This window comes from Pseudoalteromonas sp. NEC-BIFX-2020_015 (genome assembly GCF_012952265.1).
Taxonomy (GTDB): domain Bacteria; phylum Pseudomonadota; class Gammaproteobacteria; order Enterobacterales; family Alteromonadaceae; genus Pseudoalteromonas; species Pseudoalteromonas neustonica.
In genome coordinates this window covers 1-19150 of sequence record NZ_JABCJL010000018.1, presented here as the reverse complement: position 1 = coordinate 19150, position 19150 = coordinate 1, and the positions used below count along the sequence as shown (strand labels likewise).

At 41.6% G+C, this 19150-nt stretch carries 12 protein-coding genes and 2 pseudogenes; 6 read left to right on the top strand and 8 right to left on the bottom strand.

Going from position 1 to position 19150, the window contains the following annotated elements; genetic code table 11:
- Nucleotides 1-862: 862 nt before the first annotated feature.
- The 6 genes from HH219_RS13785 to HH219_RS13760 form a co-directional block, all read right to left on the bottom strand.
- Nucleotides 863-2191 carry an ATP-binding protein gene (locus HH219_RS13785; RefSeq protein WP_169327804.1) on the bottom strand — a complete coding sequence of 443 codons (1329 nt, stop codon included), beginning with the start codon at nt 2189-2191 and terminating at the stop codon, nt 863-865.
- Nucleotides 2191-3519, bottom strand: a complete 1329-nt coding sequence (locus tag HH219_RS13780) for a sigma-54 dependent transcriptional regulator (protein WP_169327803.1) — start codon at nt 3517-3519, stop codon at nt 2191-2193. The genes HH219_RS13785 and HH219_RS13780 overlap by 1 nt, the downstream gene beginning before the upstream one ends.
- Nucleotides 3520-3615: 96 nt before the next feature.
- Nucleotides 3616-4821, bottom strand: a complete 1206-nt coding sequence (locus HH219_RS13775; protein WP_169327802.1) for an FtsX-like permease family protein — start codon at nt 4819-4821, stop codon at nt 3616-3618.
- Between the two features lie 13 nt (nt 4822-4834).
- Entirely contained in the window at nt 4835-6148 is a 1314-nt protein-coding gene (locus HH219_RS13770) for an ABC transporter permease (RefSeq protein ID WP_169327801.1), read from the bottom strand.
- A 3-nt stretch (nt 6149-6151) separates the two neighbouring features.
- Nucleotides 6152-6862: an ABC transporter ATP-binding protein gene (locus HH219_RS13765; RefSeq protein ID WP_054205779.1), complete on the bottom strand. Its 711-nt coding sequence runs from the start codon at nt 6860-6862 to the stop codon at nt 6152-6154.
- A gap of 57 nt (nt 6863-6919) precedes the next feature.
- Nucleotides 6920-8173 (bottom strand): HlyD family efflux transporter periplasmic adaptor subunit, encoded by a 1254-nt coding sequence (locus HH219_RS13760; RefSeq protein ID WP_169327800.1) that lies wholly within the window; start codon nt 8171-8173, stop codon nt 6920-6922.
- Between the two features lie 847 nt (nt 8174-9020).
- Between HH219_RS13760 and gltB the strand changes: the two genes are divergently transcribed.
- The 4 genes and pseudogenes from gltB to HH219_RS13740 all read left to right on the top strand — a co-directional run.
- On the top strand, nt 9021-13478 hold the full coding sequence (gene gltB, locus HH219_RS13755) for a glutamate synthase large subunit (RefSeq protein ID WP_169327799.1): 4458 nt from the start codon (nt 9021-9023) through the stop codon (nt 13476-13478).
- Between the two features lie 9 nt (nt 13479-13487).
- Entirely contained in the window at nt 13488-14903 is a 1416-nt protein-coding gene (locus HH219_RS13750; protein ID WP_054205782.1) for an FAD-dependent oxidoreductase, read from the top strand.
- A 483-nt stretch (nt 14904-15386) separates the two neighbouring features.
- Nucleotides 15387-15545: pseudogene (locus HH219_RS13745) on the top strand (type II toxin-antitoxin system Phd/YefM family antitoxin); the annotation flags it as partial.
- A 35-nt stretch (nt 15546-15580) separates the two neighbouring features.
- Nucleotides 15581-15943: pseudogene (locus HH219_RS13740) on the top strand (group II intron maturase-specific domain-containing protein); the annotation flags it as partial.
- A 90-nt stretch (nt 15944-16033) separates the two neighbouring features.
- Here HH219_RS13740 and HH219_RS13735 read toward each other — a convergent pair.
- Both HH219_RS13735 and HH219_RS13730 read right to left on the bottom strand, forming a co-directional pair.
- Complete coding sequence (locus HH219_RS13735; protein WP_169327798.1) at nt 16034-16585, bottom strand: YfbU family protein; 552 nt, start codon at nt 16583-16585, stop codon at nt 16034-16036.
- A 12-nt stretch (nt 16586-16597) separates the two neighbouring features.
- A complete protein-coding gene (locus tag HH219_RS13730) occupies nt 16598-17104 on the bottom strand; it encodes a hypothetical protein (RefSeq protein ID WP_169327797.1) in 507 nt (168 codons plus the stop codon).
- 398 nt (nt 17105-17502) lie between these two features.
- Here HH219_RS13730 and HH219_RS13725 point away from each other — a divergent pair, with 398 nt between their 5' ends.
- Nucleotides 17503-17685, top strand: coding sequence for a hypothetical protein (locus tag HH219_RS13725; RefSeq protein WP_169327796.1), 183 nt, complete (start codon nt 17503-17505; stop codon nt 17683-17685).
- Nucleotides 17686-17843: 158 nt separating this feature from the next.
- The gene (ltrA, locus tag HH219_RS13720) at nt 17844-19055 is read left to right on the top strand and encodes a group II intron reverse transcriptase/maturase (RefSeq protein WP_249118528.1); all 1212 of its coding nucleotides are present in this window, start codon (nt 17844-17846) and stop codon (nt 19053-19055) included.
- The last annotated feature ends 95 nt before the right edge of the window (nt 19056-19150 follow it).

Sequence of the window (19150 nt, the reverse complement as noted above, 5' to 3'; positions counted from 1 at the left end):
AATCACCTATTTTTAAGTTAAATAGTTAATAATTAAACAAAAGGGGCGCGTATTGCCTTTTGCTTGTAAACATTTTTAAGGTGAGATAGAAGTAAAACGAGTTTACTGCAGTGGCGGTTGGCGAGTCTTAGTTACGACGTCTGTGGCAATATGATGAAAGGCGATAGTTTAGCTAGGACGTGTTGACCTTTCGTGATTGATTTTGCAGCAGTCTATTTGGTATTTAGGCAAGGCAGAGCCTATGGTGTGTGGTTGTTCCCCATAAATAGGCGATAACGCAGTATAAATGCCAAACATGCGCTGCCCAAAGGGTTCTTTCTAAGGGCGATTAACTCTTTGTTGCTCGATTTTTACTTAGCCCACTAGGTTACAAACCTCGCGCCGCGATTAAATCGCCCCTAGATTGAACAAATTTCAATCCACAAAGGTCAACACGCCCTTGCGACATCTATACCCAAGTCACCTCAAGATGCAGAATTCAGCGTTTCACAGGGGCTTAATATCAAGGCGTTACTTTGCAATAATGGCAATCCCTTTTAAGAAGTAACAACGATGAGAGTGAGTCCCTGTGAAGCGCCCAGCGGGTTGGTTTTAAAGCGATTTATTCTGCGTTATTAATTTTAACAATAGAACCACTATTACTTGCAATCAATGCCTTGCCTAAATCGCTTTAAATTCCAACTGAAACTCGCATCTTGAGGTGGCTTGGGTATATACCCAAATCACCCTATAGTTTATAGGTTTAAAAAGTGTTTAATTTCAACGACGATCACCTCTTGGCTCGTTTGAGCATATAACGCGAAGGACAACCCCCGCAACGGGTAAAAGGCGCTAACACGCATGGCGATCCCCTACAGTTTCATTATTTTTGTGTTTTGGATTGGTGAGGCAATACAACATGTACGCTTAATCCTCCTTGTTTATGATTATGCAAACTAATATGACCACGATGGGCTTCTGCAATTTCACGACATAACGCCAGGCCTAAACCGCTACCGCTTGCTTTAGTTGAATAAAACGGAATAAGTGCATTCGCCATTACTTGCTCACTCATGCCTTTGCCATTATCGCTGACAGCAATTAAAGTTGCGTGTTGATCATGGCTAATGTTTACATTGATATGCTGTGGATCAGCGCCTGACTCATGCGCATTTTTTAGTAAATTAATAAGTAACTGCTCTACTTGTGTTTGATCTGCATGGGTTGTGTATTGTGACGGTGTAATTTGATAGTGAAATTGCCATTGAGTTTGCAGTGACGTAAGTAGTGTCGGCCATTCAATAGGGCTGCGTTGAGGTTGCGGTAACTTGGCAAATTTACCATAACCTTGTACAAATGCAGTTAAATGCGCGATCCGCTCATCTATGGTTGCAAAAACTCGGCTTAAGCGGGGCTCATCTACTTTATTAGCGAGCAGTTGGGCACTGTGTAACATTGATGACATTGGACCTAATGAATTATTTAGTTCATGACTAATAATACGGATCACTTTTTTCCAGACCGCAACTTCTTGTCGGCTAAGCTCTCGTGTGAGTTGTTTAAAAATATACAAGTGATGGCGCTGATTGTTCAGCAAAAATTCGCCTGTTGCTAAATGCCATGTTTGCGCTTCTTGGGCGTCTTTTTCGATACTAAATAAACCATCAAAACCTTGCGCTAATGCTGTGGCTAATTGTTTTGGCGCTAACTTAAGTAGTTCAGTTAATTTCATACCTTCAAGTGCGTTTGCACAATTAAAAAGTGCGCGACTACTTAGGTTGCTAAACACAACAGTATCATTATCGTTTATAAGTAATAGAGCTTGCGGGGAGCTTTGCAGGACTTTATCAAGCATAAGTTCGCGTTGATAAACCCATTGTTTTTCTTGTCGTAGTTGTTTAGCTGTTTGGTTATACAATTGGCACAACTGGCCAAGCTCATCGCGCTGGTTATAAGCGAGTAAACTTGAAAGTTCACCATCTTTAAAATTGAGTAAACCAGTTTCGAGCGATTGCATGCCTTTTACAAGGTTACAACTCAATTGCCTTATCAGCAGTATTGCTAAAACAGCACTGCCTACAGCACTACTAATAAGCCAAGGCAAACTTAATTTACATAGCCATCCAATGAGTAAAACGGGCAGTGCGCTTGCTAAAGCACAATATAGGCTAATTTTATGTACCAACGGTAATGAATTAAGAGGGAACGCCATTAATAGTCAATATCCATTTTTTGCAAACGACGATACAGCGCTTGGCGGCTTAAACCAAATTGACGTGCCACTTTGGCTATGACACCTTGATGTTCGCGCATGGCTGATTCAATATCTGCTTTACTTGGCTCTATACTTGGTGTGGTTATGTTTGAATTTGTTTGCGTTAAAGCAAAGTCGCTAATATCTAATAATCCAGTTGGTTTGAGTACCGCAACACGTTTGCAGGCGTTTTCAAGTTCTCGTACGTTACCAGGCCAAGTGTGCTTTATTAATGCTTGCTCTGCTTGTAAGGTGAGTTCACGATCTGGCAAAAAGTGATTAAGCAAAGGCATTATATCGTCTTGTCGTTGTGATAATGCCGGTAACGCTAACTCAATCACATTCAGCCGATAATACAAATCTTCACGAAAGCGACCGGCTTGAATCGCATTCGGTAAATTTTCATTGGTGGCTGAAATAACACGCACATCAACTTTTCGTGTTTGCGTGGAACCTAAACGTTCAAATTCACCAGTTTGTAATACCCTAAGTAGCTTCATTTGTCCTGAAAGCGGTAAATTACCTATTTCGTCTAAAAATAAGGTGCCGCCATCAGCAGCTTCAAAGCGACCAATGCGTTGTTTTGTGATCCCCGTAAATGCACCTGATTCAGCCCCAAACAATTCAGCTTCTATTAGCTCGGTTGGCAGGGCGCCGGCGTTGACTTTAATGAACGGTTTAGCTGCTAAGGGAGAATTGAGCTGAATAATGGCTGCGATGCATTCTTTACCACTGCCATTAGGACCGCTGATCAGCACAGATACATCTGATTTTGCAACTTGCAGCGCCATAGTTACGGTACTTTCCATTGCGGTACTTGCAAACACTAAGCCCGCAAGATTTGCGTTTTCTAGTGGTGCTTGTCGCTCTTGCTGGTGGCGAGTGAAGGTGGCATTAACTTGTTTAGTTTTCCCAAGTTCAATTAAATTACTAATGCAGGTAAGAAGCTTGCTGTCATCCCAGGGTTTTGGTAAATAATCCGCCGCACCTGCTTTAACTAACTCAATAGCGGTTGCAAGTTCAGTCCATGCGGTAATTAAAATAATAGGTAAGTGCGGATTTTGTGCTCTTAGTTGATAAAAGAGATCTTTACCTTCTTCACCTGAGGTTGTGTCGGCGGAGAAGTTCATATCTTGAATAACTAAGTCTATGCGTTGATAGTTAACAACTTGCAGCGCTGCAAAAGGGGTATCGGCGGTGACGACCTGATAGTCATGAATTTCTAATAATAATGACAATGCATCTAAAATGGCAGGGTTGTCATCTACAATGAGTATTTTTTCCATATTATTGTTTTTAATCGCTGTTATTATCCGAATTCAGGGGTAGTTTTATCTGAGTGCTACACTATTTTACAGTGTAGCACAGCTTATTGATTACTATTAAATAGTGCGCGTTGCTATGCTTGGTGAAATATTTGCCGCTCGTTTGGCGGGACCAAATACGGCTAATAAGCTCATACAAAACACTCCCATGGCAGTAATGATGATGTAGCTAGGCGGTAGCGCTGCAATAGAGAAATACTGCATCAATATTTGCCCGAGCAATAGCGCTACTATAACCCCAAGCACTAAGCCCACGCAGCAAATCATCGCATTCTCAACTAAAAAGTAGTTAATTATTGCAGACTTTCTAGCCCCAAGCGCACGACGAGTACCAATTTGCTTGGTGCGTTTACTGATGTTAAATAAGGTTAAGCCAAAAATCCCCAGTGCAGTTACCAACACTAAAATAGTGATCAGCACAATCAACATTCGCATCATGAGTTTATCTTGGGCAACATATTCTGCCTTGCTTTCATCAAGCCCTCGGATACGTGAAATAACACGTTTATTGTAATTATTGAGCATCGCTTCTTCAATTTGCTTAATAACGGACGCACGTTGTCCCGGCTCAGTTCGTACTACAAAATTTGCTGAACTAGTGGCATTAATAAAAGGAATGAATGCTAGGTTATCTGGGCGGCTGTCTTTTAGCCATGGTCCCATCATTTTTTCAACTACACCCACAATTTTTAAGGGAATATCACCAAAATAAACCGTTTTACCAAGCCCGTTTTCACCAGGAAATAGCTCCGTTAGTAAGGCTTGAGACACAATTGTTACATTCGCTTGTTTTTCAAAGTTGTTAGTAACGACGACTTCCTCTTCGGTAAAATTTCTACCTGCTATTAGTTTTACGCCATAAGTGTTAACACCGTGCTCATCAATAAAAAAGTACCCTGTTCTGACTGATAGGCTTTCTTGTGGCGCGGGTTTTAGGCTAAAGTCAGACGCACTACCACTACCAGTTAATGGGGCACTGCTACTCATTGCTGCACCTACCACACCAGGTAATTGCCTGATCATGGCTTCATCTAATTCAAACTGTTGCGTAACATTTACGTCTTTACCAAACGTCATAACATTAAATAAGAAAATATCTTGCTCAGGGTAACCTGTTTCCTGGCTCAAAAAGCTTATTTTATCTTGAATAATAAAAGCGGCATTACTGACAATCGCAGTTGTAATTGCTATTTGGATCAGTAGTAACATAGCGCCCACTTTGGAGCGACACAGTGCATGAAATATAGGTTTGATCTCTAACATAGTGATAGCTCCTTTATTGGCTTTTTAAGTAAATAGCAGGATTAGTGCGACACACCAGCCAAGCAGGGTAAAGCCCAGCAAGAATACAGGTGGTGATAGCAATAAGTGGTGCGCTTATAAGCATCGTTAAATCCATTGTTGCTAATGATGAGTAATAATCATAACTTTGACGTACGCCTAATAAACCTATTTGTGCGAGCACGATACCAAGCAGCCCACCAAAACAGCCCAGCATTGCAACTTCGACTAAGTGTTGTAAAAATATTTGGCGTTTGCTGGCTCCAAGTGCACGGCGAACACCCACTTCAGGCGCGCGACGCAAAAATTTAGCTAATAAGAGTCCGAGTATATTTGCTAAGCACACAGCTAAAAACATAAAGCTTAGTGCCACTAAAATTTTGTTGTCTTCACTTACAACATCGTTGTAGGCCATCCATTGTTTTACGTCACGCAATGTGTATTGAAGCTCTTTTCGATTAAAACGACCATTTTTTTGTTGGTCTTGCATATAGGCAAGTAAGTAGTCTTGGTATTTATTTTTTACTTTTTCATCGGGCAATTGCACCCAAAACTGAATCCAAAACCTCTCTGATTGCAGTTTATCTTTAAAGGTATGAGTAACCTCATGTTTCCAGCCGTTAGTATTACCCCAATTATTGAACTCATTCGCTTCAAGCAAGCTAAAAGGCATAAATAGCTCTTCAGTATCGTTAAAAGCACCGTTATTTAAATCATAGTATTTGGTTGTTAATTGCCAGTCAGCGATTACCCCAATAACTTCGTAACTTAGATCGTCAAGATAGATCATTTTTCCGACGGAGTTTTCACCTGCAAATAACTTATCATTGATTTTTTCACTCAGTACAACCACAGGCGCAGCAGTTTGCTCTTGCTGTTGTGTCCATACTCCACCATAGATGAATGGTACATTGAACATGTTAAAGAAATCAGGCGTTGTTAAACGAGCACCGCCAATAAATGGCTTTAACGTATCTGAATTAAGGTGCACTGAAAATCCTGAACGTACCATAGCCACTTTGTTTGTTTCTACAGGGGCACTTAGTAGGTTTACCGCATCCTGATAGGTAAGCTGTAAAGGCATGTTGTCATATTTCCACCAGGTACGGCCTTCATCCATGGTTTGTAATTGCACGTTGTATAATTGACTGCTTTTTTCAGGAATAGGATCCGCCGACATCATGTGGTAAACACTCAAGCTGGTCATGGTGATACCAATACCGATAGCAATTGCCAGTACCATTAAAAAGCTGACTAATGGCGTGCGCTTAAAGCTACGCCAACTTAAATCAAGATAATGTAATAGCATAAGTTACACTCCAGCCACATTTTTAAGATTTTGCGCACCTTGGTACAAGGTAAAGTCGGCAAGTTGACCATCGACTACTTGAATATTACGCGGTGCTCTGCGGGCAAGTTCAGGGTCGTGAGTCACCATAATAATGGTGGCGCCATCGCGATTAATTTGTTCAAGTAACTCCATAACTTGACGTGCCATAAGGCTATCGAGGTTACCAGTTGGTTCATCAGCCAATAAAAAGCGAGGTTCACCTGCAAGTGCGCGGGCAATCGCTACGCGCTGCTGCTGACCACCCGATAATTGTTGTGGTAAATGTTTTGCCCGTGAGGCCAAACCGACTTGTTCTAAGCATTGCTCAATACGGCGTTTTCGCTCGTTGGCTTTAATACCACGATAACGTAGCGGTACTTCAATATTTTCATAGAGATTCAAATCAGGGATAAGATTGAATCCTTGAAAGATAAAACCAATTTTTTGATTGCGTAAGTCAGCGCGTTGGTTGTCATTAAGCTTGCCTACATTAATATCATCTAAAAAATATTCACCGTCGCTAAAGGGTTCTAACATACCGGCAATATTTAAAAAGGTGGTTTTACCTGAACCGCTTGGGCCTGTAACGGCAATAAACTCGCCTTCATTAACGTTTAAGTTAAAATCTCTTAGTGCGTGGGTTTGTACCATTTCAGTTTGGTACATCTTACTAATATTGTTCATTTTTAACATGGTTGGGATCCTGTTTATATCACTTAATTTGGTTGTTATCGTTTAGGTTGTTAGTCTTTAGCGTAATAATATAGTGTCGGCTTGCTTAAATTCGCTGTAGCTGGAAATGATTAACTCATCACCTGGCGCTACACCTTGTAATATTTCAACGGCGTTAATGCTGGTGGCACCAATGCTGATAGGAATTCTGGTAGCAGTATCTCCGATTACTTTGTAAGCCACAGTGCCACCTTGTTGCATAAATGCACCGCGTTTAATCATCAACACATCGTCACGGTTATCTAATATAATTCGTGCCGTGAGGCGTTGATTTTGACGGATGTTATCAAGTGGCTCATCAAAACGGACACGGGTAGTGACTTCGCGATTATTAACTTCAGGGGAGATCGCAGAAAGTACACCCATTACAGTTCTAGCGCCGAGCTTTAATTCAACTTGCATCCCTAAACCCAGCTCGTTGGCGTAACTTTCAGGTACTTGTAGTTGAGCTTCAAAATTACTTAAATCAACTAAAGTCATCAGTGCCTGGCTTTGTATAACGGCTGATTTCTCCTGCACTATTAAATTCCCGACAATACCGGTAACCGATGCTTGAATAGATAAGTTATTAACTTTACGCGTTAAATCATCAACGACTAGCTGTTGGCGGTTAACATCACTTTGTGCTGCTTGTAGCTCAAAGGCAAGGGTGTCTTTAGCAAGTAAAGCTTCTTGTTGTGCATGTTTAAATGTTAATTTTGCACGCGCTAACTCATCAACCGCTTTTTCTAAATCAATTTGACTGATAAGGTTTTTTTCAATTGAAAGTTGAGCGCGACGATTTTCTCTATCCGCTGCATTGAGCTCAACTTGAGCCATATCGAGTGTTTTACTTAGGCTGAGTGTTTGACGACGGGCTTCTAAGTGCTTGCGTTGTTGCTCTCCATGTAAGCGTTGCAAAACAGATTGTTGTTGTTTTAATTCGTTAGTTAATTCGGGGCTTTCTAACGTGGCTATAACATCACCTAGTTGTACTTTATCACCTGCTTTAACTTTCAAATCTACAAAACCACGTTCAGGGCTGTATACCTGAGGCGCATTTGCAGCAACTATTTTGCCACTTGCGGCTACGTCTCTTATTAACGTATCAATAATCACAGTTGCTGTATTTACGCGTTTAAGTTCTACAGACACGCTTGCAGAGGTCTGTGCAATAAAAACTTGGCTACACAAAACAATAAATAACAGCAGAGTCAAAACAATGATCAACGGCTTCTTATAGTTAGTTGTAGGTTTTACGCTTACATCTTGTGCGCTGGTATCTTTGATCATTTTTATCCCTTACTTAAAATCAGCATAACTAAATTGGGTTGCTTGCTTTAAAGGCAAAGCCACGAGTGAATGGCTAGGCATGTGATTTTTCAAAAACAGTGATCATGTATGCAACTAAAATCATGGTAACTGGCGAAACTAAAAAAATGCTTAAAATAAACATGGTGCTGTCCATTAACTATCATAAGTTTATTATCCGAAAAGCATGCCAACATTTAGGTGTTTGATTTTATTGTTTATTATTTTTATTTTGTATTTTTTAACTGTCCGCGGACAGTTAAAGTGTCCGCTGCGGACATGCATGCTTTGCGTTGAGGTAAAGAGGGGCGCGGTTAAGTTCTTAAACTTGCAGGGTCAATCAGTATTAATTATGCAGTAAAGCTACATTTTATTATTTTTATGCATTAGTTAGCTGCCTTTTATATATAACAATTTGCGTCTAGATTAGAGCCAGCGCTCTACAGGTATGAGTAACGCTGCTCAAGTGTGCAAATTAAATGGCAACTATTTAGGCTAAAGCAAATATATCGGTGAATGGATTAGTGAATATTTATTCACTTTTAGCGAGGTTTACGTTTACGTAAACTGTACTGTTTTTATTTTGTGATTTTACAACTTGTTAATTATGACACCAGTGTCATAAAAAAATAATGACCAAAATATCGCTAAATGTTAAAAAAAGGCATGAAATAAAAAGATTGTGTTGTGGTGAGAAATATTCAAGAATGTGAATATGTATTCAAAACACTATTGACTCAATGTACAATTGGCGATAGTTTTGACTGTCTGCTAGCAAACCGTCGAGAAGGTCATTCATAGCTAGCTGTTGTAGCAAGGGGAGGGGTCTATGTTATACGACTCAAAATTAGAAAAAGATAATTGTGGCTTTGGCTTAATAGCCCAAGTTAATGGTCAGGCAAGTCATCGCTTAATTCGTACAGCGATCACGGGTTTAGACCGTATGGAACACCGTGGTGGTATATCTGCCGACGGTAAAACAGGCGATGGCTGTGGTTTATTATTACAAAAACCAGACAGTTTCTTCCGCGCTATTGCCGCTGAAAAAAATTGGCACCTGGGTAAAAATTATGCTGTAGGTATGATTTTCCTAAATTCAGATCCAGTACTTGCGCAAGCTGCTAAAGATATATTGAGTGAAGAACTCGAAAAAGAAACCCTCAATATTCAAGGTTGGCGTGTAGTACCAACTGATGAGTCATGCTTAGGGCCTATTGCAATCAAGCAGCTACCAAAGTTTGAGCAAATCTTTGTAAGTGCACCAGAAGGTTGGCGTCCTAAAGATTTAGAGCGCCGTTTGTATGTTGCGCGTCGTCGTGCTGAAAAGCGTTTAAGCGAAGACGACGGTTTTTATATTGCCAGCTTGTCAGGCTTAGTGACTATCTACAAAGGCTTAATGATGCCGGTAGATTTACCTAACTTTTATTTAGATTTGGCAGATATTCGCATGACTAGTGCGATTTGTGTTTTTCACCAACGTTTTTCAACAAATACACAGCCACGTTGGCCATTAGCACAGCCATTTCGCTATTTAGCGCACAATGGTGAAATTAATACTATTCAAGGTAACCGCCAATGGGCACGTGCACGTTCATATAAGTTCTCATCGCCACTGATCCCAGATTTACAATCAGCAGCACCGTTTGTAAACGAAACGGGTTCAGATTCATCAAGCTTAGATAACATGCTTGAGCTGTTTTTAGCGGGCGGCATGGATTTGTTCCGCGCTATGCGTATGCTTGTGCCACCGGCATGGCAAAAAAACCGTGCAATGGATGATGACTTACGGGCATTTTATGACTTTAACTCAATGCACATGGAACCATGGGATGGCCCAGCGGGTATTGTAATGTCTGATGGTCGTTTTGCTGCGTGTAACTTGGATCGTAATGGTCTGCGCCCTGCGCGCTATGTGATCACCCAAGATGGGTTTATCACACTTGCCTCTGAAGTGGGTATTTGGGATTACACCGCCGATGAAGTGGTTGAGAAAGGCCGAGTCGGTCCAGGTGAGTTACTCGTAATAGATACTCAGCAGGGGAAAATTTGGCATTCTGATGAAATTGATCAGGATTTAAAATCTCGTCATCCATACAAAGCTTGGCTTGAAGAAAACGTTAAGCGTTTAACCCCGTTTGAGCAATTATCAGAACAAGATGCAGGAAATCGTTCATTTGATGACGAAACCTTGGCCAAATATCAAAAAATGTTTGGCTATACCAATGAAGAGCTTGATAGCGTTATTCGCGTGATGGGTGAAATTGGTCAAGAAGCAACGGGTTCTATGGGGGACGACACGCCATTTGCAGTGCTCTCTGAAGGTAACCGTTCTTTATTTGATTACTTCCGTCAGAAGTTTGCACAAGTAACAAATCCACCAATTGATCCACTGCGTGAAAATCACGTAATGTCGTTGGCAACGTGTATTGGTAGTGAGCAAAACGTATTTAATGAGACCACAGGTCACGCTAAGCGATTGCAGTTTGATACACCTATTTTAATGTATGCAGACATGCAGCAATTACTCAGCGCCGATCAAGCGCACTACAGTTATTGCAAAATAGACATTACCTACAACAAAGATGAAAATCTGGGCGACGCGGTAGTTCGTATTTGTGATGAAGCACAAGAAAAAGCGGCTGCTGGCTGTGTCATGTTGTTTTTAAGTGACCGTAATTTTGATGAGAATCAATTACCAATTCCTGCGGCTATGGCGGTTGGTGCGGTGCAAAAGCGTCTTGTTGATAACAATTTACGTTGTGAATCAAACATCATTATTGAAACCGGTAGTGTGCGCGACGCACATCAGTTTGCGGTATTACTTGGTTTTGGTGCAACGGCTATTTACCCATACTTAGCGTATGAATCACTGGTTGCGATGAGCGACAATAAAGTGATTAATAAAAGCTATTGTCAGGTTACTTTGGCGTATCGTAATGCGATCAACAAAGGCCTGTACAAGATCATGTCAAAAATGGGTATTAGTACCGTGGCATCGTATCGTTGTTCAATGTTATTTGAAGCAGTAGGCTTATCAGACAGTATTGTTGAGACGTGTTTCCACGGTGTAGCAAGTCGTATTAAAGGTGCCTGCTTTACTGACTTTGACGATGACCAACGCAAACTGCATACCTTAGCAATGAGCAAACGTAAATTATTAAGCCACGGTGGCTTATTAAAATATGTTCATGGTGGTGAGTACCACGCGTACAACCCTGATGTAATTCAAACGCTGCAAAAAGCAGTGCGATCAGGTGAATACACTGATTACAGCGTGTACGCTGATTTAGTGAATAAACGCCCAATTGCTACATTACGTGACATGCTAGCGCTTAAACTGCCAGCTGAAGGCATTAATATTAATGAGGTTGAGCCTGCAACTGAGCTATATAAGCGTTTTGACTCTGCTGCAATGAGTATTGGTGCATTATCACCAGAAGCGCATGAAGCACTTGCAATTGCAATGAACCGTTTAGGCGGGTGTTCAAATTCAGGTGAAGGCGGCGAAGATAAGCTTCGTTACGGTACGGAGAAAAACTCACGTATTAAACAAGTTGCGTCAGGGCGTTTTGGTGTAACACCGCATTACTTACGCAGTGCTGACGTTATCCAAATCAAAGTAGCGCAAGGTGCAAAGCCAGGCGAGGGTGGTCAATTACCGGGTGAAAAAGTAACCCCGTATATTGCAAAGCTTCGTTACTCGGTGCCGGGTGTAACCTTGATTTCACCACCGCCGCATCACGATATTTATTCGATTGAAGATTTAGCTCAGCTGATTTTCGATTTAAAGCAAGTTAATCCAAAAGCGTTAATTTCAGTGAAACTGGTTTCAGAGCCAGGTGTTGGCACTATCGCCACTGGTGTAGCAAAAGCGTATGCCGATTTAATCACGATTTCAGGCTACGACGGCGGTACCGGTGCAAGCCCGCTTACCTCGGTTAAATATGCAGGTAGCCCATGGGAACTTGGTCTGGCTGAAACACAACAAGCGCTGGTTGAAAATGGCTTACGTCATCGTATTCGCTTACAAACAGATGGTGGTTTAAAAACCGGGTTAGATATCATCAAAGCCGCTATTTTAGGTGCTGAGAGCTTTGGTTTTGGTACTGGGCCTATGGTTGCATTAGGCTGTAAATATCTACGTATTTGCCACCTGAATAACTGCGCGACCGGTGTTGCAACGCAAGACGAAACGCTACGTCAAAAGCATTACCACGGCTTACCTGAAATGGCGATGAACTACTTTAAGTTTATTGCTCAAGAAGCGCGTGAAATTATGGCAAGCCTAGGGGTTGTTAAATTAACAGATCTCATTGGCCGTCTTGATTTACTAGAAGCGATTGAAGGTAAAACGGCGAAACAGCAAAAAATTGACCTATCGTCAGTGATTGCACAGCCTAATAACCCAACCGGTGAAACGCTTTATTGTAGCGCGCCTAATACGTCTCATTACTTAGGTAAGTTAAATGAAACGCTATTAGCAAAAGCGCAACAAGCAATTGATACCAGCAGTGGTATTTCATTAGTCAGTCGTATTTGTAACACTGACCGTTCAGTGGGCGCGATGTTATCGGGTTATATTGCCGATAAGCATGGTAACCAAGGGATGGCAGCAGATCCTGTATCAATTGAATTACATGGTACAGCGGGTCAATCGTTTGGTGTTTGGAATGCCGGTGGTCTAGAAATGACGCTAGTAGGCGATGCCAACGATTACGTTGGTAAAGGCATGGCGGGCGGTAAGCTCGTTATTCGCCCACCGCTCGGTTCTTCGTTTAAAAGCCATGAAGCGACTATTGCGGGTAATACCTGTTTATATGGTGCAACAGGCGGCAAATTATTTGCTGCAGGTTGTGCAGGCGAGCGCTTTGCTGTTCGTAACTCAGGTGTGCAAGCGGTTGTTGAAGGCGTGGGTGATAATGGCTGTGAATACATGACCGGTGGCGTTGTTTGTGTACTAGGTAATGTAGGCGTTAACTTTGGTGCAGGTATGACCGGTGGTTTTGCCTATATATTGGATGAGCGTAATGATTTTGAAAAACGCATCAATCCAGAGCTTGTTGAAGTCGTGCTATTAGATGAGCTTGCGTCACATCAAGAACACTTACGAGGTCTAATTGCTGAGCATTTGGAGCTAACCGGCTCAAGCCGTGCAGAAAACATTTTAGCCAGTTTTGAAGCGTATTTACCAAAATTCAAACTTGTTAAACCGAAATCAAGTGATGTGAAAAGTTTACTCGGGCATCGCGCTCGCAGTAGTGCTGAACTTCGTGTTCAAGCACAGTAAGGGGGTAGTATGAGCGAAAATGTATATCAATTTATAGACGTGCAGCGGGTTGATCCTCGCAAGAAGCCAATTTCATCACGTAAAAAGTCATTTGTTGAAATTTACGAACCCTTTTCAGAGAAGCAAGTAAACTCTCAGGCCGATCGTTGTCTTGATTGTGGTAACCCATATTGTGAATGGAAATGCCCAGTACATAACTATATCCCACAGTGGTTAAAGTTAATTCGTACAGGTCGCATCCTTGAAGCCGCAGAGCTGTCACACCGTACAAATAGTTTACCGGAAGTGTGTGGCCGGGTATGCCCACAAGACCGCTTATGCGAAGGCTCCTGTACGCTTGACGAAGAATTTGGCGCTGTAACGATTGGTAATATTGAAAAATATATTACCGATACCGCGTTTAAAATGGGCTGGAAGCCTGACATGTCCTACGTTGTATGGACAGATAAAAAAGTAGCTATCATCGGCGCAGGCCCTGCGGGTCTAGGTTGTGCTGATATTCTAGTGAGAAATGGTGTAAAACCCGTGGTATTTGACCGTCATCCAGAAATTGGTGGTCTGCTAACGTTCGGTATTCCATCGTTTAAACTTGAAAAAGAAGTTATGCAAAAACGTCGTGAAATTTTCACCGAAATGGGTGTTGAATTTAAACTCAATGTTGAAGTTGGTGTTGATATCACGATGGATGAAATATTGGCAGAATACGACGCAGTATTTTTGGGAGTGGGGACTTATCAAAGTATGCGAGCGGGCCTTGAAAACGAAGATGCACCAGGCGTTCATGATGCACTACCGTTTTTAATTGGCAATACAAACCGCGTAATGGGTTACGACGAATCAAATCAAGAATACCTTGATATGGCAGATCAAAAAGTCGTGGTACTTGGAGGTGGCGATACAGCGATGGACTGTCTTCGTACCTCGATTCGTCAAGGTGCAGAGAAAGTAATTTGTGCTTATCGTCGTGATGAAGAAAATATGCCAGGTTCAAGACGTGAAGTGAAAAACGCTAAAGAAGAAGGTGTTGAATTTACCTTTAACGTGCAACCAACAGGTATAGTACTAAACGACAACGGCCATGTAGCAGGCGTACAAATGGTAAAAACCCAAATGGGTGAACCAGATGAAAAAGGCCGTAGCCGTGCAGAAGTAGTACCCGGCTCAGAACATGTTATTGAAGCCGACCAAGTAATAATGGCATTTGGTTTCAAACCACACAAAATGGACTGGTTAGAAAAATACGATGTAGAGATAAATCACTGGGGCGGCATTAACGCACCAGAAAAAGGTGAGTTTACGCATCAAACAACCAACCCAAAAATCTTTGCTGGTGGTGATATTGTTCGTGGCTCAGACTTAGTAGTAACCGCAATCTTTGAGGGGCGTAACGCCGCCGAAGGGATCATGGACTACTTGAAAGTGTAACGCTTTGAAAGTTTAAGAATGTAAAAAGCAAGCCTACTGGCTTGCTTTTTTTATGCATTGGATAATAGCGGGTAAGTTGTAAGTTGTAAGTTGTAAGTTGTAAGGCATAAGCATAAGCTTGCTCGGTGTTAAACTAAGTAACGTAGGTTGGCTTGAGTACCACGAAACCCAACGAAAAAAACCAACCAGTTAACACCAGTTTTTTACATTATCGATGTCTTAAATCAGCCACTAAACCACCTTCTAAAACGTCCATTAAAACAACACTAAACCCTCTTTTTATATTTTACGAAAAATCAAAGTAACCGATTGAACCAAAAATAGGAACTCAGCTATGGTTGAACTATCAATAAAAATAAATTAAAAATGAGTTATTTTACAGCCTCGTTAGTTGCTTAAGTATAACGTGTACTCAATCTTGGACAGGTTATAGTTTTTAATTAAACTTGTCTTATTAGTTGTACAACTTAAAGTGAGTTAATTATGAGAATAGTGTCTTTTACTGAAGCAAGAAATGGGCTTAAATCTGTACTCGATCATGTAGTAAATGATGCAGACTATACAATCATTACCCACAGAGATGCAGAAGATGCTGTCGTTATGTCAATGGATCATTACAACAGCTTAATGGAAACCGTGCATTCGGGTTAAGATGGGTGTCATCCTAAGTTCCCAATAAACTCACACAGTATTTGCGCGGCTGGGGACACTACTACCTAATAGCCAACGCTTATCATCTAACAGTGGATTTAGATCATTGGATCCGCCGTAGGATAAGAATGTGCTACTGGCGGCAATGGCGCTCTCTATTAAGGAATAGCCCGTACCAAAGTACGCAGTTTAATGAAATTGGGTGTTAGCGAGCGACTCGCCATAGCCTGTGGTATCACCAGTACCAAAAGTAGGCGCTTGGAAGCGAAGGCCCTTGTAGAAGCTCAAAAACAAAAGGAATTAACATTGCGCTAGGCAATGACTACTTAGCGTCACAAGGTTTAGTGTCATTGAGAGATATTTGGATCAATATTCATTACGGGAGATGAACCGCCCATTGCACATCCTGTTAATAAAAAGCGCATGATGGGTGGTGTGGGGGCTGGAGGTTAGAGACCTCCGGCTACCCGATTAGGCCATCACCTATTCTCTGGGTGAATTTTTTCTTTGATAATATCAACTACGTTTTGTGCTGACAATGGCTGAAAATTAAGGTTTTCAAAAATAGGTTTGAATACACCTAACATTCGATTGTAAGTGGCAACTGATGGGCAATGTGAATTAAAGTCTCTTCCTTTAAACTCTTCAAATCTATCTAAGTCATTTACTAAGAAAGATGCTGCTCCTAAGTACTCTGATTCATTGTTACCATCAAAGCCACGAAACATTGGGTCTTTACCAAAAGGAGCCGCTTCTTTCTCGACAAATGCCTTTTCATCATCAGAAAGGTTGTCGTAACTTCTTTCTATCATGCTCCACATATCAAGAATATCTAACACTTCCTTCACTATTTCTGGCGTTTCTTGCCTTTCAAACGGTATCCCAGAATACTTCCAAGGAATACCCCACGTATTTTCAGAGAAAATAGCTGATCGAATAAAGTCAGGCTCAACCTCTCCGTCAACTTCCAATTTGTCATACAGCTCACTAAGCATTAAAAGGATTAGCTTTTCACCGTCAGTAATTTTCATTATTTATATCCCTTAATTTGTAGCGACGTTTTCTTTTTTTTCGTCGGAAAGTTGTTTAACAAAAGGCATAAAAGCATTTATTTTATAATAAATATTTTTACCGGCCGATTTTTTATCTTCAAATGTTTTTGCTTCTGATAAAGTTTCTATATTAGGGTGCAGCTGCTCACATAATTCTCTGGCTTTGTTTTCGAAAAAATCAGTAAAATGTGAACTATGTTCATTTATGAACCTTGAATACTCTTCGATATCTTTTGCGATCGTACCGCAATTAACGCCTCTTAAAAGAGATTGGTTACATGAAGGGCCAACCTTTGAAACAACCTTTAAGATTCTGCTAGTTTCGGAATATACCTGAGATACCTCTACCAATTTTCTTCTTTCAATTATTTCATCTTTCACACTTTCAGCTTTAGTTGCAGAATTAGCGGCTTTCCCTGCTTCAATAAAAGCCCATACAGCCCCACCGATTGATGCTATAGACCCAACAACCGATATCCATGTTTCAATTGTGCTCAATGTTGATTTCTCCCTCGGGTGGCCTAACGCTTTGCTAAGCGGCAATAAAATTGTTGGCTAAAATTAGCGAGGTACGAGCAAAGGCCAACTGTTTTTTGTCCGTTTGAGCAACTTGTGTACGCCCGACATGGGCATTGACTTATGAGGTGAAAGTCCTCTGTAGGAAGATCACCGTTTAAATAACACACTGTTATTTAACGATAGACACTCGCAAATGGCAAGGGCTAAATCGTGAGAGATAGTCTGAAGGAAGCCGCTAGCATTCTTTATAAAAATAAGTGCGAGCTGATGAACAAAAACATCATATAAGGCGTAGGCTGGAGACGAGCTAGCACAAGATAGCGAAGTCATGTGATCTAACGGCCACCGTAAATGATGCAGTTGTGCAGAGAAAGTCGATGCACCTGTTCTTCATTGGTAAAAAGGGGGGGGGGAGATCTGATAAACACGCATCCGTGCTAATGCTTGAAGATTACCAGTTAGGGACTGGTTGTTCAACCCTTGGCGCTTTGGTTGCTGCGACCTACAGCGAGCGAAATAGCAGTAAACAAGCGTTAGTTTCGACGCGCTTTATCGAGTAATCGCTAGAGTGATTTATCAGAAGTCAGCAGACGGCATACGACTGCATGGATGCAGAAGGTAGAGCAACGCAGGAGCAGTTGCCGAGTAGCCAAACGCCCATCGTAATGGAGGGGACACGGTGAAGGCCTGAACATCTTAACCAGAGGAGATACTACAAATGAACTTGAATTCACATAGATCACCGTGTTGTGATAGTGATGAACAGCGTTCGACTGTGAATAATACCTCGAATGAATACAACCAAACAGATCGTGACCTGATGGCAAGGGTACTGAGCAACCACAATATTGGTGCAGCATGGCAACATGTTAAGCGCAATAAAGGGGCTGCGGGTATTGATAATATGAGTATTGAGGAATTTAATGACTTCGCTAAGTTACATTGGCTGGGTATTAAACAACAATTACTTAGCGGCACTTATCAACCCTTGCCAGTCAAACGCGTGATGATACCCAAACCCGATGGCGGTGAGCGAATGCTTGGGATCCCTTCTGTTATCGACAGAGTGATCCAACAAGCTATTGCTCAAGTGATTAGCCCTTACTTTGAGCCTCTATTTTCACCACATAGTTATGGTTATCGCCCTCATAAAAGAGCCAGCCAAGCAGTAAATCATGTTCAATCTTGTGTTAAACAAGGTTATAAAACAGCAGTTGATATTGACTTGTCTAAGTTCTTTGATGAAGTAGACCATGACATGCTGATGAATCGTGTTGGTCGTAAAGTCAAAGACAAAGCACTCATGCGCCTACTTGGTAAATACCTCCGAGCGGGGATCGCAGAGCGCGAAACGGGTCTGTGGTTTGAGTCAACCAAAGGAGTCCCTCAAGGTGGGCCATTATCCCCTTTACTTTCCAATATTTTACTCGATGAATTAGATAAGAAGCTAACCTACAAACACCTTAAGTTTGCACGTTACGCTGATGACATAATCATTTTAGTAAAAACGAAAAGCGAAGGACTCATAATCCAACGGGAAATTACTGCGTTTATCACTCAGCGATTAAAACTCAAAGTGAATGAATCGAAAAGTCGAGTCGGTCCCGTATCAGGCTCGAAATTTCTCGGGTTTACCTTCCGTTACGCTCAAGTGCAGATCCACGAACAGGCGCTAAAGAAATTTAAAGCAAATGTAAGAGAACTCACTAACCGCAACTGGGGGATCTCAATGACCCTACAAATTCATAAACTCACGCAGTATTTACGCGGCTGGGGACACTACTACCTAATAGCCAACGCTTATCAACTAACAGTGGATTTAGATCATTGGATCCGTCGTAGGATAAGAATGTGCTACTGGCGGCAATGGCGCTCTTTCCAAAGGAATAGCTCGTACCAAAGTACGCAGTTTAATGAAATTAGGTGTTAGCGAACGACTCGCCATAGCCTGTGGTATCACCAGTACCAAAAGTAGGCGCTTGGAAGCGAAGGCCCTTGTAGAAGCTCAAAAACAAAAGGAATTAA

Coding starts and splice junctions, on each gene's coding strand:
- HH219_RS13785 (WP_169327804.1), bottom strand. CDS start 2,191: ATGGCGTTCCCTCTTAATTCATTACCGTTGGTACATAAAATTAGCCTA.
- HH219_RS13780 (WP_169327803.1), bottom strand. CDS start 3,519: ATGGAAAAAATACTCATTGTAGATGACAACCCTGCCATTTTAGATGCA.
- HH219_RS13775 (WP_169327802.1), bottom strand. CDS start 4,821: ATGTTAGAGATCAAACCTATATTTCATGCACTGTGTCGCTCCAAAGTG.
- HH219_RS13770 (WP_169327801.1), bottom strand. CDS start 6,148: ATGCTATTACATTATCTTGATTTAAGTTGGCGTAGCTTTAAGCGCACG.
- HH219_RS13765 (WP_054205779.1), bottom strand. CDS start 6,862: ATGTTAAAAATGAACAATATTAGTAAGATGTACCAAACTGAAATGGTA.
- HH219_RS13760 (WP_169327800.1), bottom strand. CDS start 8,173: ATGATCAAAGATACCAGCGCACAAGATGTAAGCGTAAAACCTACAACT.
- gltB (WP_169327799.1), top strand. CDS start 9,021: ATGTTATACGACTCAAAATTAGAAAAAGATAATTGTGGCTTTGGCTTA.
- HH219_RS13750 (WP_054205782.1), top strand. CDS start 13,488: ATGAGCGAAAATGTATATCAATTTATAGACGTGCAGCGGGTTGATCCT.
- HH219_RS13735 (WP_169327798.1), bottom strand. CDS start 16,585: ATGAAAATTACTGACGGTGAAAAGCTAATCCTTTTAATGCTTAGTGAG.
- HH219_RS13725 (WP_169327796.1), top strand. CDS start 17,503: ATGCACCTGTTCTTCATTGGTAAAAAGGGGGGGGGGAGATCTGATAAA.
- ltrA (WP_249118528.1), top strand. CDS start 17,844: ATGAACTTGAATTCACATAGATCACCGTGTTGTGATAGTGATGAACAG.